The 16,981-nt window shown below is 37.2% G+C and carries 18 protein-coding genes; 3 read left to right on the top strand and 15 right to left on the bottom strand.

Annotated features, from left to right (window positions below):
* Positions 1–58 precede the first annotated feature (58 nt).
* Positions 59–1,261 (bottom strand): glycosyltransferase, encoded by a 1,203-nt coding sequence (locus DL897_RS09740; RefSeq protein WP_113658950.1) that lies wholly within the window; start codon positions 1,259–1,261, stop codon positions 59–61.
* 106 nt (positions 1,262–1,367) lie between these two features.
* Between DL897_RS09740 and DL897_RS18870 the strand changes: the two genes are divergently transcribed.
* Positions 1,368–1,496, top strand: a complete 129-nt coding sequence (locus tag DL897_RS18870; RefSeq protein ID WP_276308575.1) for a hypothetical protein — start codon at positions 1,368–1,370, stop codon at positions 1,494–1,496.
* A gap of 178 nt (positions 1,497–1,674) precedes the next feature.
* On the opposite strand, the gene fabZ is transcribed toward DL897_RS18870, so the two are convergent.
* The 7 genes from fabZ to spoIID all read right to left on the bottom strand — a co-directional run bounded on the left by fabZ (position 1,675) and on the right by spoIID (position 8,045).
* The gene (fabZ, locus tag DL897_RS09745; protein ID WP_113658951.1) at positions 1,675–2,109 is read right to left on the bottom strand and encodes a 3-hydroxyacyl-ACP dehydratase FabZ; all 435 of its coding nucleotides are present in this window, start codon (positions 2,107–2,109) and stop codon (positions 1,675–1,677) included.
* 129 nt (positions 2,110–2,238) lie between these two features.
* Entirely contained in the window at positions 2,239–3,576 is a 1,338-nt protein-coding gene (locus tag DL897_RS09750; protein WP_113658952.1) for an NAD-dependent malic enzyme, read from the bottom strand.
* A gap of 264 nt (positions 3,577–3,840) precedes the next feature.
* The gene (gene pgsA / locus DL897_RS09755) at positions 3,841–4,371 is read right to left on the bottom strand and encodes a CDP-diacylglycerol--glycerol-3-phosphate 3-phosphatidyltransferase (RefSeq protein WP_113658953.1); all 531 of its coding nucleotides are present in this window, start codon (positions 4,369–4,371) and stop codon (positions 3,841–3,843) included.
* A gap of 103 nt (positions 4,372–4,474) precedes the next feature.
* Positions 4,475–5,254 (bottom strand): DNA-directed RNA polymerase subunit beta, encoded by a 780-nt coding sequence (locus DL897_RS09760; protein ID WP_168188746.1) that lies wholly within the window; start codon positions 5,252–5,254, stop codon positions 4,475–4,477.
* A 390-nt stretch (positions 5,255–5,644) separates the two neighbouring features.
* On the bottom strand, positions 5,645–5,938 hold the full coding sequence (spoIIID, locus tag DL897_RS09765) for a sporulation transcriptional regulator SpoIIID (RefSeq protein WP_113658955.1): 294 nt from the start codon (positions 5,936–5,938) through the stop codon (positions 5,645–5,647).
* A 197-nt stretch (positions 5,939–6,135) separates the two neighbouring features.
* Positions 6,136–6,816, bottom strand: coding sequence for a M23 family metallopeptidase (locus tag DL897_RS09770; RefSeq protein WP_113658956.1), 681 nt, complete (start codon positions 6,814–6,816; stop codon positions 6,136–6,138).
* Between the two features lie 155 nt (positions 6,817–6,971).
* On the bottom strand, positions 6,972–8,045 hold the full coding sequence (gene spoIID, locus DL897_RS09775; RefSeq protein WP_240627349.1) for a stage II sporulation protein D: 1,074 nt from the start codon (positions 8,043–8,045) through the stop codon (positions 6,972–6,974).
* Between the two features lie 238 nt (positions 8,046–8,283).
* Here spoIID and DL897_RS09780 point away from each other — a divergent pair, with 238 nt between their 5' ends.
* Both DL897_RS09780 and DL897_RS09785 read left to right on the top strand, forming a co-directional pair.
* A complete protein-coding gene (locus DL897_RS09780) occupies positions 8,284–8,583 on the top strand; it encodes a DUF2089 family protein (RefSeq protein ID WP_113658957.1) in 300 nt (99 codons plus the stop codon).
* Positions 8,583–8,870, top strand: coding sequence for a hypothetical protein (locus DL897_RS09785; protein ID WP_113658958.1), 288 nt, complete (start codon positions 8,583–8,585; stop codon positions 8,868–8,870). Before DL897_RS09780 ends, DL897_RS09785 begins: the two co-directional genes overlap by 1 nt.
* Before the next feature lie 118 nt (positions 8,871–8,988).
* Here DL897_RS09785 and murA read toward each other — a convergent pair whose 3' ends face one another.
* The 7 genes from murA to nuoL all read right to left on the bottom strand — a co-directional run bounded on the left by murA (position 8,989) and on the right by nuoL (position 16,978).
* Entirely contained in the window at positions 8,989–10,290 is a 1,302-nt protein-coding gene (gene murA / locus DL897_RS09790; RefSeq protein WP_113658959.1) for a UDP-N-acetylglucosamine 1-carboxyvinyltransferase, read from the bottom strand.
* A gap of 17 nt (positions 10,291–10,307) precedes the next feature.
* Complete coding sequence (locus DL897_RS09795) at positions 10,308–11,036, bottom strand: YwmB family TATA-box binding protein (RefSeq protein ID WP_113658960.1); 729 nt, start codon at positions 11,034–11,036, stop codon at positions 10,308–10,310.
* Positions 11,037–11,104: 68 nt separating this feature from the next.
* Positions 11,105–11,347 carry a DUF1146 domain-containing protein gene (locus tag DL897_RS09800; RefSeq protein ID WP_113658961.1) on the bottom strand — a complete coding sequence of 81 codons (243 nt, stop codon included), beginning with the start codon at positions 11,345–11,347 and terminating at the stop codon, positions 11,105–11,107.
* A gap of 143 nt (positions 11,348–11,490) precedes the next feature.
* Positions 11,491–11,751 (bottom strand): transposase, encoded by a 261-nt coding sequence (locus DL897_RS18650; protein ID WP_113658962.1) that lies wholly within the window; start codon positions 11,749–11,751, stop codon positions 11,491–11,493.
* A 400-nt stretch (positions 11,752–12,151) separates the two neighbouring features.
* A complete protein-coding gene (locus DL897_RS09810) occupies positions 12,152–13,609 on the bottom strand; it encodes an NADH-quinone oxidoreductase subunit N (RefSeq protein ID WP_113658963.1) in 1,458 nt (485 codons plus the stop codon).
* Positions 13,610–13,613: 4 nt separating this feature from the next.
* Positions 13,614–15,110: a complex I subunit 4 family protein gene (locus DL897_RS09815; RefSeq protein ID WP_113658964.1), complete on the bottom strand. Its 1,497-nt coding sequence runs from the start codon at positions 15,108–15,110 to the stop codon at positions 13,614–13,616.
* On the bottom strand, positions 15,107–16,978 hold the full coding sequence (gene nuoL / locus DL897_RS09820; RefSeq protein ID WP_113658965.1) for an NADH-quinone oxidoreductase subunit L: 1,872 nt from the start codon (positions 16,976–16,978) through the stop codon (positions 15,107–15,109). The genes DL897_RS09815 and nuoL overlap by 4 nt, the downstream gene beginning before the upstream one ends.
* Between the last annotated feature and the right edge of the window lie 3 nt (positions 16,979–16,981).

Below are 16,981 nucleotides of genomic sequence, written 5' to 3' on the forward strand. Positions count from 1 at the left end.
CAATCTATCTACAAATGTAACATAACTGAAAAGTTTTGGGTACCCTGCTGCTAAAAAATCACAAAGTGTTCTGATTCACTAATCTTTGATACAAATCCTCCATTTTGCTCGCATGAGCTTGCCATGTTAAAGATTGTGAAGATTGATAAGCCTGTTGCCCCATCTGGTTCGCTAAATGACTGTCTTCAATCAATAGTTTATGCATTGCACTAGCTAATCCATCCACATCTTTAGGCTCAACTAAAATTCCTGTCTTTCCATTTTGTAGAATTTCCGGAATTCCTCCTACTGCTGTCGCTATCATCGGACGTGCTGATCCCATCGATTCTAATAAGATAGAAGGTAATCCTTCACTTAAGCTAGATAAAACGACGACATCTGAGCTACTGATCCATGTCGGAATTTCGTCATAAGCTCTTCTGCCTTTAAAAGACACAGAATGGGAGATATTTAGCTCTTTTACTTGCTGTTCTAATGTTGAACGTAATGGACCATCTCCAACTAAACATAAATGCAGCGATGAATCATGTGAACAAATCCGAGCAAACGCTTGGAGTAAAAACTCAATTCCTTTTACTGGATATAAATTTCCTACGAATAAAAGAATTTTCCCCTGTTCAGGTAGCTCTAACTTCCTTCTCGCTTCTATTTTATCTTGGACCGTAAACAGACAGGGATCAAATCCATTATAAATCGTTTCACCATGGATGCTTGGAACCATTTTTTTTGCCTCATGAAGCAATCTTTCACTTACCGTAACGATATAATCAGCCATTTGTAAAGCTTCCATCGTTTTTCGATAAACGCCTTGGCTCCGCTTCGGGTATAACATAATATCTGATCCATGAATGGTACAAACCACTGGGACTTGAAATCTTCCCTTCATTTTCCCACCAGCAAAGCCATCAGGATAAATGGTGTGACAATGAATCAGATCAAAAGAAAATTCGTTATATATTGCCTCTACATGTGAAATCAATGCACGCTCATATCGATCTCCATAAGTAGAAAAGAACAAACCACCTGGGAACATTCGTGTAGGGACATAGGTAACAGAAATATCATCTATTTTCGTTTTACCCTGTACTTGACGATATTCCTTCCATTTTGGATAAAATGGAAATTTCGGAATTGGAGAAAGCACTTCAACCTCTATCCCTTGTTCCTTTAATGCTTTTAGCTCATTGTGAACAAAAATACCTGACATTGGATTCACAGGATTCGGATACATATGAGAAATAACTAATACTCGCTGACTCATCAAAATAATCCCTTTCTCCCATTCTTTTTTAATAAGAAATGAATGGATAATCTTCTACAAACTGGTTAATACTATCCTTATCAAAATGGTGGGTGGGAGGTTTGCTATGAACAAAAAACAACGCGTAGCAGCCGAATCGGTAGATTGTATGCTTGGCTTACTAAACGGATTTATTCTTAGCTTACCAATTTGGGGGTTAATTTATCTTTGTATTCGCTTTTTTATCTATGGATGATGAAGGAATAACAAGGAAGGTCTATTCTGGAGACCTTCCTTGTTTATGTAATACGTTAATCTTAAGCTAATTACTTTTGAATAGTCCATAGAAATTCTTAAACCTTTGCTTTTTTCATGCTTAAACTTAAGTCCATGAGTGTCCTAAGTTTACACCACACCATACATCATGTTCTATGTTAATTTGCATCTACAATCGCGAACATTACTTCACCATCTGCGACCACTTTATCTCCTACTTTAGCAGTCCCTTTTCCTTTTCCAATATTTCTTCTTAATTTAATCAATTCTACTTCTAAAGTGAGTACATCACCTGGTTTTACTTGTTCTCGGAAGCGAAACTTATCAACTCCAGTTAAAAATCCTAGCTTTCCCTTATATTCGTCCATGGATAATACACACATGGCCCCTACTTGAGCTAGTGCTTCCACAATTAATACTCCAGGCATAACAGGGTATTCTGGAAAATGACCTTGAAAAAACGGCTCATTGATCGTTACATTTTTAACTCCAACGGCCTTTTCTCCTGGAACATGCTCAATAATCTTGTCCACTAATAAAAAAGGATAGCGATGTGGAATGGTTTGTTGAATCTCTCTGATATCAAATACCATTAAAAAGGAAACCCCTTTCCTAAATGAACTTGTTCCTATTATAGCGAATCTGAACAGCAGGTGCCATCATCGTACTGATTCCTCCCTTAAATAAAGAAGCACACAGCAATATGCTGAGCGCTCCTTTATTTAATTTGTATTTTTAATCTCTTTTTGTTCTAATAAAGCAACTTCTTCTACAGCCAGAGCAACAGCTTGGTGAACACTCATATCAAGTGGATGTGGGATTAATTCACCTTCTTTAGTTGTTTGAGCAATCGCTTCAGCAGCAGCAACCAACATCCGATGAGATATATTTTTAGCTTGAGCATTAAGAACACCTCGGAATATCCCTGGAAACCCTAATACATTATTGACAGATCTCCCATCCGAAGCAAAAACTGCTCCTGCTTTCATTGCATCTTCTGGATCAATTTCCGGTTTTGGATTTGAAAGGGCAAGGATCACTTGTCCTTGACGGATCATTTCCGGTTTAATCAGACCTGGTACCCCTGTTGTCGCTATAACAATATCACATGTTTGCATCAATTCTTCAAGTGAATTTAAGGTGGCTCCTCCATAGGATGCCAAACGATCTAGTGCCTCTTTCCGTCGATCTATTCCATAAACCTGCTTAATACCATAAGCTAAAAACATACGACATATTGCCAAACCAGCTGCCCCTAAGCCAATTTGTCCAACAACTGCATTTTTTAAGTCAACTCCTGCATTTCGACATGCAGATATCACTGCTGCCAATGTAACAACAGCAGTCCCATGTTGGTCATCATGCATCACTGGAATATCTAGCTCTTGCTTTAATCTTTCTTCAATCTCAAAACAGTGCGGTGAGCCAATATCTTCTAATAAGATCCCACCAAAACCTTGAGCAATATGTTTTATAGTACTTATCATTTCATCTGGGTCACTTGTATCCAGTAAAATAGGCACTCCACTAATTCCTGCAAAATGATCAAACAAAGCAGCTTTTCCTTCCATTACTGGCATCCCTGCCAATGATCCAATATTTCCTAAACCTAAAATTGCTGTTCCATCTGTGACAATAGCAACTGTGTTTCCTATACTTGTATAGTATCTCGCCTTTTCTGGGTCTTTTACTATCGCTTGGCAAACGCTTGCAACCCCGGGTGTATATACTTTTCTTAAGTCTGCAAGACTGCGAATATCCATTTTTTTGGTCATATGAATTTTCCCACCAATGTGAGCATGCAACACTTCATCCGAAACAGCACGTACAAAGATGCCGTTTTCCAAAGCCTCAATAGCTTTAATCACTTTTTCTAATTGTTCTTCCGATTCGCAGTGTACAGTAATCGCACGAACGGTTGATAAGGGACCGACTTGCTCTGTTGTTACATCACCAATATCTCCACCTACAGCCCCGATCGCTGTAGTTACTTTTCCTAAATTACCTGGCTTAGAAGGTGTTTCTACAATGAGGGTTCGTATTACATTTCGTGCTGCCACTATTTAAACCTCCCAACAATATTTACTTGCATATGATCTAAAAATTAAAGTCTTAATAAGGAACACCTATAGCTCCGATTTACCCTTCTGATATAGTTAGAAAATATACGTCATCCATTAAAAATCGGCATTATAATTATTACAATCGAGTCATTGAACGTCCCCTTCATGCAACAAGAAAAATCGGTACTCTTTTATACCGATTAAGATATATATCCCCTATTTTACATATTTGAGTTTTAAAATAAAATTCACCCTTATTCGTTACATCCAATGCTCATTAATCCCCTTGACTTGAAACATGTAAATCATTGAAGTGAAGTAGGATATTCCAATGACAATCCATAAAAATGATTGAGCTATCGCAAAGTCAAACATGAGGAGAAATAAAGCGATATAATATAGAACGGTTGTTATTTTACCAAAAATATTAGCTGGAACCGTTTTTAACCCTTGCATATGAAAAACAGCTGAACAAACAATCATTACTACATCTCTAAATACAATAGCTCCTGCTGCCCAAAGTCCTATTTTTCCAGAGATTAATAACGAAGCAAATACAGCCATTAACATTAACTTATCAGCAAGCGGGTCTAACAGAGTCCCGAGTTGGGTAACCTGCTTATTTCGTCTAGCTAGGTAGCCATCAGCCAAATCTGTCAATCCTGCGAAGAGGATAATTCCTAAGGCTAAGAGGATTCTTACTCGGTATGGTTGTATATCTGAAAAAAATACGAATAAATAAATAGGTACCATAGCAAATCGTATCAACGTTAGTAGATTGGGTAAATTCATATTTAGGAATCCCTCCTCACATATTGACAATTTTTTTCTTCTCTACTGGAAATAAACACGAAAGATCCCGTCATAAGGCTATAATTAAAGCCTTATAACGGGTTCACTTTGTAAAAATCAGCCTATACAGATGATCCCACATTTTCATATCAAATATATCACCTATGGGTTGTTTACCCAAAACAGTATGCCCTATTATTAAACCCACTATAAGGATAACAATAAGTATTACAGGTAACCATAGGATCTTGAATACTTTTTTGGAAGCACTTTTCTTTTCTTGCTGTTGTTCTTCATTAGGCTGGGACTTAGGCTTAGAATAGGGAGCAGACGGTTGTTGGATTTGCTGTTCGTACTCTTGGTTAAATAAATGAGTATCATCAATTGCTTTCACCTCAGGATCTGAGGGAACAGATGTTTGAACTTTATTTTGTTCAAAATGGATCTGCTTTGGATTCTCTTCTTTTTCTGTAGACTGAAATAGAGGGTCATCTTCAGTTGCAAATCCATCAAAACGAACAAATGTATTTTCTTCAAACCCATTTGTTTTTTTCTCTTTGCCTTGTTTCTTAGAGCCCAGTTCCTCTGGTTTATTTCCTGTATCTTTTGGAACCTCTTTTGCTTGTAAGAGTCTTTCTGTCGATTTATCATGTTTTTCATCATCTGGCTGCTCGTTTTGGCTATTGAATATAACTTCGTCTACTTCTTTATCTTGTATCTCTTCTACTTTTTTATTCTCTACAGGCTCTTTCTTTTTTTCAACCTCTTGGTCAGATAACTGTCCTTTTTTGTCTTCCTTTTCTTCCTCTTCACTCCACTTTAGTTCTCCAACGGACAACAAAGTATCTGTTTGCTTTTTCACTTTATCTTTTGCGCTTTCCATGGAACCACCCATTAACCTCTATTAATCAAACAGACTGACCTTGCCCAAAAAAGTCTTTTTGATTATCTAGAGAATTTCTCTTTCCTAATGGATTCAAAGCAAAATTTGCTTTAAAAAGAACATCCCTTCATTTTCATAAGGAATCCAAATCATTTAAATTCATACGAATCTAAGTTTAACCTCATAAAAAAGAAAAGCTTCTTATCTATTATAAATAGAATATATCGCAAGTAATGTTGTAAGTCTATAACTTATTCAACATCATTGTAAACAATCATCGGTTTATATTATGATTTTAACATAAGGGGAGAGTACCGGGGCTCTTTTTTTCCATACTTTTTACATTTCGACCCCGGGATTTTCAATTAAAATACTTCTAAATATTTAAACTCAAATCGATATAGTTATACCCGATTTATTTTTTTCTGATCCAGGTACTTTACGCTTATATTTAATTTTTGTCGCTTCTCCTCCTCTTAAGTGACGAATTGACTTATGATATTCTAGGATCTCCTTTACTTTACTTGCTAAGTCTGGATTGATCTCTGGAAGTCGTTCCGTTAAATCTTTATGAACCGTACTTTTAGAAACCCCAAATTTTTTAGCTATTGTTCTTACCGTATTTCTCGTTTCGACAAAGTAATGGCCAATCTTTATCGTTCTTTCTTTAATATAATCATGCATTCTTCCTCTCCTCCTTTCTATATGCTTGGTACATTATATGGAGGGCTTATCAGGGTTATTCTTGCTATTGTTCAAGCAGACAAGCTATATCTCTCCTTTTCTTCTCATAAAAAAAGTCACTCACTTGGAGTGACCTTAAGAAATGATCCATTTACCACAAATTTCATGGTTTGTAGTCAAAACAGTCCATCTTTTATTTAGTGAACACTTTTTAAATATGGCTCTGGATTCACAGATTGTTTTCCTTTTCGTAATTCAAAGTGTAGATGATTGCCTGCGCTAATCTCAAACTGATTTCGTCCCGCTTTGGCAATCACATCTCCTTTTTTTACTTTCTGTCCTTCTTTCACCTTGACATCTGCTAAGCTTTGGTAAACAGTGACCATTCCATGATTATGTTGGATTTCTATTTGTGTTCCTACAATAGGGTTTTTCTCTACACGAATTACTTTCCCATCCAAAGTAGCTAGCACATCAAAGGATTGACCATCTTTCCGTGCAAAATCAATACCAGCGTGAGGCCAATAACTATTCGCATACTTTACAATGGAAGCTTCTCTTTCTTTCGTTGAGCTCGCTTCATCATAAAAAGTAATGGTTTTTTCGGCTTGAGATTCTTTATTTACAGGTAAAATCATTTCATCGATAGGACTTTTTGTAGGGGTTTCCACCGGGAAGATCGTGTCTCCCTCTTTTATTGACTTATTTACCTTTTGTGTTTGTAAACCTTGATACCACCAAGCAAATGAAATAATCAAAGCTGCCGCAATCATATATACAGCTGGAAAAAACCATTTTTTCGCTAAAAATCTTTTCCATTTAAAACGACCCTTTGCTTCCTCTAATGAGGATACATTATTTGGTTTTTCTGTATTCATTTTTCTATCACCTCAGGAACCATTTTCGACAGCGAAAACTCTTTTTATACCCAAGGTGGACAATCTTTCGTATATTTCAAACCCACTTATATGTATCCCTCTTCAAAGCAAGTACAACAGTCAAAAGGTAACAAATGTAAGACTACAAGAGTAAGTTAAAATCGAACAAGTATTTGACTTATATTAACTTGTTTACGATTTATTACGAGCAAAGCTATTTTCCAGTTATCGGTATTACTAATATGTACACCTTGATAATAATGTAAAATAATTTCTTCCATTTTCTTCCCCCTTTGTGCCATAATATTAGCTCCCCATTGACTGAGCCCTACTCCATGTCCATAACCATAAACGGTAAAAATAATACGGTTTCTATCCATTTTCAAAGTAAAATCACTCGATGCCAGCTGAAAAGCTTCGCGAATCTCTCTACCTGTAAACGTTTGATTACCTATTTGTAATTTAGCAATACGCTTGCCACTCGTTTTACCCAAGACACGTATTTGTTCCTGAGAAAAAGTAGTAATAGCAATCGACTTATTTAACATTTTCCCTAGCTGTTTGATGAAATCTGACCGAGCTACCACTTTTTGACTCATATATTTTGGCGAAAAGCGATCCCAACTAGAATCAACACTACGGAGATAAGGGTAAGATTTGGAAAAGTATTCTTCCGAGTTCTCTGTTTTCCCATTACTCGTTGAAAAAAAGGCAGCATAAATCGGCTTTCCCTGAAAGGTGATAATTTGCCCAGCTGTCTCTTTTACAGCTTGGTTAATCTTATCGAGATTCTTCTTATAGTGTTCTCCCCACTTTACACGTAATTGCTCATCAGTCAAATATGCCTGATGATAAACCGTGTCTGTCACATCAGCATGTTTTGCAGCTTCCCCCCATTTATCCATATCTGGTAAATGATCTTGTATTAGTCGATTCACTATATATGTTCGTGCAATCAAGGACTGTGACTTTAATGCTTCCATATGAAAGTTTGCAGGCATTTCTGCAGCAACTACGCCTTGTACATACTTCTCTAAGGGAATTTTAATAACTTGTTTTTTATTATAAAGATAAACAAGGACGTTGGTTGAAAAACCGGTTTCCTTCGCATTCTCTTCATCTCTTTTCGTCTCTTCTACTCTGGCAAATGACAAAAGGGTAGGAATAAGCAAAATTCCTATAAGGAGGAAAAGTAGGTATAGCCCCATTTTCTTTTGCACTTGGTTCATCCTTTCTTCAATCTCCCATTTCTAGTCTATGGAAATTTGAGAGATTTAGAACCATAAGTATTCCTCCTTTTTCCTATGTAATTTAATAAACCAAAATACCCAAAATCGATAAAGTTACCATAGTGGATATAGGTTTAGAAATAGCTACTTTATTTTTAATATGTTTTTTAATAATACTAATATTAACTTGAACTTTATTAAGTGCTATGTTAAAGTTCAAGTTAAGGAGGTGAAAGAAATGGATTTAAAAGATGTCCCCAATTGGGTTTTATCTTTAGATAACGAAGATATTGAGTTCATTAAAAACTTTGTTTTGAATTCAGGTTCGTTAAAAGAAATAGCAAAAATATATGAGGTTTCTTACCCTACTGTGCGAATTAGATTAGATCGGTTAATTCAAAAAATAAAACTAAATGATAATCTAGAAAACGAAGAGTTTATTAGTTTTGTTAAGAAACTAGCCATAGATGATCGTATTAGTTTAGAAGATGCAAAATTGATTATTGATAAATATAAAAGTCAAAGAGGTGATGATTAATGTTTCGTATATATGCATTTTTAATTGCAATCGTAATACTTGGAGTTCAATATTTTTTATCGAGAAGAGACAATGCTTATTGGGGTGCGATCTTACCCATTTTGTATTTGATGACGATGGGGTATCTATGGTTTTTTGGAACACTTTCTGGTAGTACAATCGATTTAGTAATTGCCATTTTTGCTGGATTGATTGCTTTATTAGGAGCTTGGGCTAGTGGAAGAGAGTCCATGAAGAAGAAAAGAAAAAGAGAGTTAGAAAAGATGAAATCATATGATATTCAATAAGCGCTCTGACGATCATATTGTTTCAATAAATTATCAATTAATATAGATAACAGCACAAAAACATACTTTCAATCAAAAAATCCCTCAACCAATCAAAGTTGAGGGATCAAAAATATCATTATGCATATGAACGATGATCAACTGTTGACTCATCATGATCTTCAATGGTTACTCGCTCAATATCTGCTCCAAGTGCCTTTAACTTTTCAACGATGTTGACATATCCACGGTCAATATGATGAAGTTCTGTAACTTCGGTTACCCCTTCAGCCACCATTCCAACCAAGATGAGGGATGCACCAGCACGTAAATCCGTAGCTTTTACTTGTGCTCCAGATAAAGGATGACCTCCTTCAATTACGGCAGTACGTCCATCAATCTTAATTTTAGCACTCATTCTCTTCATTTCTTCTACATGCATAAAACGATTTTCAAAAACGGTTTCAGTGATTAAACTAGTCCCATTTGCCGTAAGTTGAAGAGCCATCATTTGGGATTGAAGATCAGTTGGGAATCCAGGATAAGGAAGAGTTTTGACATCAACTGGCTTTAGATCCCCTTCAGCACGAACATGAATTCCATTTTCTCCTTCAAGGACATGGACACCCATCTCTCTCATTTTAGCAATGAGTGGGTTAAGATGATCACTAATGGCTCCCTCTACAAATACTTCGCCACGTGTAATCGCTGCAGCTACCATATAAGTTCCAGCTTCAATTCGATCAGGAATCACAGTATAGTCCGTACCACGTAAAAAGTCCACTCCATCAATACGAATTTCGTCTGTTCCTGCACCACGGATTCTAGCACCCATTGCATTAAGGAAGTTCGCCAAGTCCACAATCTCTGGCTCACAAGCAGCATTTTCAATAACAGTTCTACCTTCTGCAAGTGTTGCAGCCATCAGAATATTCTGAGTCGCACCTACACTTGGAAAATCGAGATAAATGCGAGCACCTCTAAGTTTTTCAGGTACATACCCTTCAACATAGCCTTGCTGAATATCGAGTTTAACTCCTAACGCTTCAAAACCTTTTAAGTGTTGATCAATAGGGCGTGTACCAATCGCACATCCACCTGGTAGAGGAATACGTGCATGCTTTTTACGTGCTAATAAGGGTCCCATTACCAGAATTGATGCTCTCATCTTCCGCACCAAGTCATAAGGTGCTTCAGTTGAATGAATCTTTTCAGCATTGATTTTAACTTGGTCATCTCCTAACTGAGTATTAATACCAAGCTCATTGAGTAATTTGGTGATGGTTTTTACATCCTCTAACTGTGGGGTATCAAGAATCGTAATCGTCCCTCTCGATGCCAGAATTGAAGCAGCAATCAGTGGGAGCACAGCATTTTTTGCTCCATAAACCTTTACTCTTCCTTTTAACCTTTTTCCACCACGAACAATGATCTTCTCCAAATTTCTTCCCTCCACAACTAATATTCTATCGTAATTATGGGTGTTCCCAATGTTAACATAATCCGCTTCGTTTCCGAATTCACCCGGGTGGCAACTTGAATATTCATCCATCCACCTTTTGTTTGTAAACCTTCCGAAATAATCGGGGAATAAGCAGAAATACTAGCCGTTTTTGTAGTACGCATTGCTTCTACTTCTTTCGCTTTTAGCTTTATTAATATCTCATCAATCAACGCTTCGGGGTAAGAAGAATCCATCTCTCGACTACCTTGAATCGTATAATAAAAATGGGGAATAAGTCCATAGCTATTTAAAACATCTTCCAATTTTTTCCTTACCTGGATCCAGTTCAAAGTGGTTTTTCCATTTCCCATTAATTGAAGCGAAATGTAAGGATAAACCCATGTATGATCTAGCTCATCGTTGATAACGTTAAAACGTATCGTTAGGTTTCGCTTAAGCTTTTTGATCGCTGTATATCGTATTCCATCTTTGCGTGTTTCTTTTTTTATATGTGTAAACTTAAGCGATTGTCCCAGTTTACTGGCAAATTGGTCCATTTGACTACTTAGCACTGGTTTATCTAACTGAGAACTATACTGTAAACAAATATTCTCTAACTTTATACCAAGATCATCAAATACTTGTAGCAACCGTTTTTCCTGTGTGGGGCTTTCACCAGCGCCTACTAAGCAAAGCGTATATAAAAGAACTATGCTAACTTTCCACCAAGATTGCCAGCTCATCTTATTTCTCTCCCTATCAGTCTATTTACTATCATTTTTGACTGATAGGATGGGAAATATACTAGAGATCAAATGAATAGCTGGCTGATTAAGCGCGTCCAGTCTAAATAATCGATAAAAAAAGTCGCTAACTGATGACCAAGCACAATCGATAAGATTAACATCAATATTCTCATCTGAAACGGCTTTTTGGCTTGAATCCATTTTCCAATTGTTATGTTTGATAGAATCGACCAACAAAAGACAATACATGATAGAGATAAAATAATATTGATGAGTGCTGTCACACCGAGATGGGTTACTCCATCCATTATATGCACTCCTTTAATCTAAGGTTCCTTACCAAGAACCATGTTACATCAAAATAAACTTAGACGCAAAAGTTTTACACTCTCGTTCACAATAGTTTCAATGAATTTTCATAAAAATAGACTTTAGGACTATAAAATGTGTATTATAATACTCTCTTAAAAAAGTCATGCCGCGCATTTACTATCTTTTCATGGATTTTAGCCACTTTCATTCTAGCTTTGTTCCAATTGGAACCGCCTTTGGCCCGTCTAGGCATGATTCGTTGGGCTTTCGCTAGTTGTTTCTCGTACTTTCTGAAAAACTTAGATGCGTTTTCATTCGCGCCATTGGAAAGAATAGCAAAATCCTTTAGTCCCAAATCGATCTTACTGCTTTTTCCTTGTTTACTGGAACATAAGGACAAGTATTCATTTCACAAAGGATGGAAACAAAGTATTTTCCCGATGGTTTTCTACTAATGATAGTTGAAAGAACGCATCCTTCTACTTCTCTGGACTTTACAAAACGAACCCAACCTAGTTTAGATTTAAGTTTGTTCCTGAATACTAACTTTTAGAAGCTGATTTTGTTTCTCCATCAGGGTTTTGTAGGATTGTACTGGGTTCCGTTTGCTTTTGAAGCGGGGGCGATCATTTTATTTCTTGAAGAAAGTGGGCAAACGCATCCACTAAGTTTTCCAACGAGGATTGTAACCCAAAATGGACGACATTTTATAACCAAAACTAAATGATAAATAGAAAAAGACCGTACTAAAATGATTTAACCCAACGGCCTTTTTCTATTGATATCAATCATTGATTCTACTATTTGAATAATAGGGATTCCACGAGGTTTAATATCCACTCTGGAAAAACGCCAAATCCAATTGTGGCAATTGCACTCATACTAATTGCGATTCCTATCGGCCATGAAGTACGAATTCGTCGGGTTGTGTTCGCTTTCCGGAAGTACATCTGACGAATAATCGAAAAATAGTAGTAGTAAGAAACAATCGTTGTAATCACCATGATCACAATAAGCCATAGGTGCTCCATACCCAGAGCCCCCATAATGATTAACATTTTACCAAAAAAACCGGCTGTAAGCGGAATTCCCGCTAGAGAAATAAGGAAGATGGTCATGGCAAGTGCAAGCCAAGGTGAACGTTGATGTAAGCCTGCAAAAGCTTTCATGTCCTCATTTTTTTCCTGCCTCATCACAAGCATAATCACTGCAAAAGCCCCTATGGTCATAAAAAGGTATACAAACAAATAAAAAAAGGTGCTTGGAAAATACAATTTATTAAGAGTAGCGATTGGTATTAGAATATAGCCAGCTTGAGCAATACTGGAGTATGCCATTAAGCGCTTCATGTTTTTTTGTCTTAAAGCAGCTGTATTTCCTATAATCATCGATAAAGCCGCCATAATCATTAAAGTGGGTAGGAAAATACTTTCCCAACCTTCATCAATTCCATCAAATACTCCAATCATAATAAATAGAAGAGCAAAAGCTAATGACTTAGAAACTACAGACAAAAATGATGTAATCGGTGTAGCAGCTCCTTGATAAACATCTGGGACCCAAGTATGAAAAGGAGCCGAGGCCAGTTTAAATCCAAAACCTACGATCATTAAGAAAAAAGATAGATAAATGATCCAGTCATAGGTTCCTTGCGCTTTAACTATATACTGTTGAATGTTAGCAAGATTCGTACTGCCCGATAGCCCATAGAGGAATGACATACCATACAAAATAAAAGCGGATGACATACCTCCAAGCACTACATACTTCCATGCTGCTTCGTTCGAATCCCCACGTCTTTTACGAATCCCTACCAAAACATAGGAAGACAAGCTAAAAAGCTCAAGTCCTACATACAAAGTAATTAAGTCAGCAGAAGATACCATGAACATGCCACCCAGCACTGCTGCGAGTAATAAGTAATAATACTCGCCACTATTCGGAGCAAACTCTTCCTGATCTTCTCCTAACGAAATAAGTAGTACTAGAAAAGTACCGCTTAATAGAATTAACTTCCATATCAAGGTGACTGGTGTAAGTCTATATGTATTTTCCAATAAAGCAACAGGAGAGTGCCCAAATTGGGTTACAATCCAAACACCAGCCGTAACCACTGCTACTAGACTAAATAAGCCAATCCATCGTCTAGAAATCATGCTTGGCAATACTAAATCCAATATCACCAAGAGGGCGCAAGCAATCATAATAATTAATTCTGGCGCCAATATGTCCCAATCTATTTCTGTTACTTGTTGCATGACTTTACCCTCCGATCCTTAACACCATCTGGTAAAGTGTCAATTGAATAGAATCATCAACAATTTTCGGATAAACTCCAATCAGAGTAATTAAACCGACTAAAATAAGCATAGGAATTGACTCATTCAGACGGATATCTCTTAAACCTTGAAATGACTCACGCATCGGTCCAAAAGTCGTTTTAAGTACAGCTCGAAGTGTATAAGCTGCAGCAAGGATTAAGCCAATTGTACCCACCGCCGCAAAGATGGGTTGCACTTGAAAAAGACCAAGAAAAGCTAAAAATTCACTAATAAATCCTGATAGTCCTGGCAAACCAAGTAATGCGAGTCCTGCAACTAATAGAAGACCAGATAAAATAGGCATTCTTCTCGCTAGCCCTCCCAGCATTGCCAGTTCAGTTGTTTTGGTTCGTTCATATAAGCTGCCTACAATATAAAACAGTAGGGCTGAAATTAATCCATGTGAGATGGCTTGAAATAAAGCCCCTTTTAAACCTATTTGATTTAATGAAGCAATTCCAAGCAAAATAATTCCCATATGGCTGACACTTGAATAGGCTAGTACTCGCTTTAATTCTTTTTGTACAAAAGCTAGAATCGCTCCATATATGATATTGATCAAGCCAAGGGCGATCAGAATCCAAGTCATTTCTTTCATGTAATCAGGGAACATCCCCACTCCAAATCTCATCAAGCCGTAAGCACCCATTTTCAGTAAAATTCCCGAGTGAACCATAACAACTGGAGTTGGTGCTTCCACATGTGTACGTAACATCCAAGAGTGAAAAGGAAAAATAGGTAGCTTGATCGCAAAAGCGATAAATAAACAAATAAAAATCACCCAGAGAAGGACCGGTTGCTCTGCTAAATTCAACCACATGACTAAACGCTCTTGCATATCATGATATTCCCATGTTTTGGTACTTAGAAAAAGCCCAATCATCGCTATTAGCATAAAAGCAGAGCCGATTCCGTTATAAATTAAAAATAAGTTGGCTGCTCTCTCCTTCTCTAAGTAACCCCAAATTCCGATAAGGAAAAAAGCAGCTACCAATGTAATCTCAAAGAAAATAAAGAATAAGAAAAAGGTACTACTTAAGAACACTCCAAGCATTCCGGTTTGCAAGAGAAGAAATAACATATAATACTGTTTTGTACGCCTACGGATATATAAAGAAGCGATCACAGCTAACGTACTGATAACACATGTTAAAAGGGTTAAAGGCATCGAAATCCCATCGACTCCCATACTGTATGAAATTTTCGCATCATCAAATAATCGAATCCAATCAAAAGATTGTTTCATCTGAAATCCTACTAGTTTCTGATTAAAACTGTTATACATCCACACAGATAAAACAAGGGGTGGAAGTGTAGCTAGAATCCCTATACTTCGATGCACTCTCTCTTTTTCGCGTGGGATAAAGAGCAAAATAATAATACCTAAAAGAGGAGAAAAGGTGATAAGAGTAGGCAACCATTGGTTAAGCGCTGTCACTTTAGTATCCTCCCTGCTAACAAGCTAACAATTAGAATGACAAATCCAAACACACTAATAAGCGCATAGGTTTGTGCCTGGCCATTTTGTAAAGCCGTACCCATTCTTCCTAGAATCTGCATGATTCCTCCACCTAATCGAACCAAGCCGCCAATAATCACACGGTCAAAGATCTGTAGCAACCAGCCTATACCTTTTAATGGAATGATAACTAGATAGCGGTACAGTTCATCGATATAGTATTTACGTACCAGTAATTGATGCAACCAAGGTATAGTACCCGTTATACGTTTCGCAGAAATCCGCTTTGACCCATAAATCAGATAAGCAAGACCCATCCCAAGTAACGAAACAAGGACGGCGATGACCGGGATAAAAATTGACGATTCATGTGTAGTTATTGGCTTAGCCAATCCTTTCATCAACCAGCTGGATAAGCTATTCGTTGGAACTTCTACTAAGCCTGCTACAATTGACAAAAGAGCTAGCACTATCATCGGGAATGTCATTGCCCTAGGAACTTTACCAAGCTCTCCTTTTTGCTTTGTATTTCCTGTAAACACAGTAAAGAAAAGACGAAACATATAGAAGGCGGTAAAAAAGGCTGCGATAATAGCCACGATCAATAAACCAATACGCCCATCTTGATATACAGCTAGTAAAATCTCATCTTTGGAGAAAAAACCCGAGAATGGGGGAATTCCTGTAATAGCTAAACAACCAACTAAGAAAAGTCCAGTTAGAACACGGTTTTTCTTCCATAAACCACCCATTTTACGAATATCTTGTTCATGGTGAAAAATGATCATAACCGCACCTGCTGCTAGGAACAGTAGGGCTTTAAAGAAAGCATGAGTCATCAGATGGAAAACTCCTGCTATATACCCTACAGAGCCTAGTGCTAACATCATATAACCTAACTGGCTAACCGTTGAATAAGCGAGAATTCGTTTGATGTCCGTTTGCGCAATCCCTATTGTCGCCGCAAAAATGGCTGTAAACCCACCCACATAAGCGACTACATCAAGTGCAATCGGTGCTGCTTCAAACAGCCAGAATGTATTTGCAACTAAAAAGACGCCCGCTGCTACCATTGTCGCAGCATGGATGAGCGCACTAACGGGAGTCGGGCCTTCCATCGCATCTGGTAACCATGTATGTAACGGGAATTGCCCTGATTTTCCAATTGCTCCTACAAATAGAAGAATGGCAATCAGTGTAATCATTCCACTTGAGATACTTCCTTGTTCGATTGCAATCTGTAAGTCTTTTAGTTCAAAACTGCCGATCTCTTTAAACACTAAGGATATAGCAATAAAGAAACCAATATCTCCAATGCGGGTAACGATAAAAGCTTTTTTCGCTGCTCGTTTCGCTTCTGTTTTAAAATACCAAAAACCAACTAATAAGAATGAGCAAACACCGACTAGCTCCCAGAATATATATATTTGCAGTAAATTAGGGGAAATGACTAAACCCAGCATAGAGAAAGTAAACAATGCTAAGTAGCTATAGAAGACGGAAAAACGTTCATCCCCCTTCATATATCCGTAAGAATATAGATGAACCAAAAAACTGACTGTACTAACAATAATCAACATCAAAACATTTAAGGGTTGAAGTTCAAAACCAAATTGAATCGGCTTTTGATTTAACTCAATCCATGTGAAGTTCCATTTCGGTAAAACTTCAGACAATATAAAGCTTTTCCCAAACAAAATAAGTGAGCCAATTAGAGTAATACCAGTGGTAATTACTCCGATGAGACAGGTGGCTTTCTTGGACAATCCCTCTCTCCCTAACAATATGATTAGAAATCCGAGTAAAGTAGGGAGTAAAACCATTAGAACCAACGTAGTGATCTGCATGGT

The sequence above is a fragment of the Thermoflavimicrobium daqui genome (genome assembly GCF_003313465.1).
Classification (GTDB): Bacteria; Bacillota; Bacilli; order Thermoactinomycetales; family Thermoactinomycetaceae; genus Thermoflavimicrobium; species Thermoflavimicrobium daqui.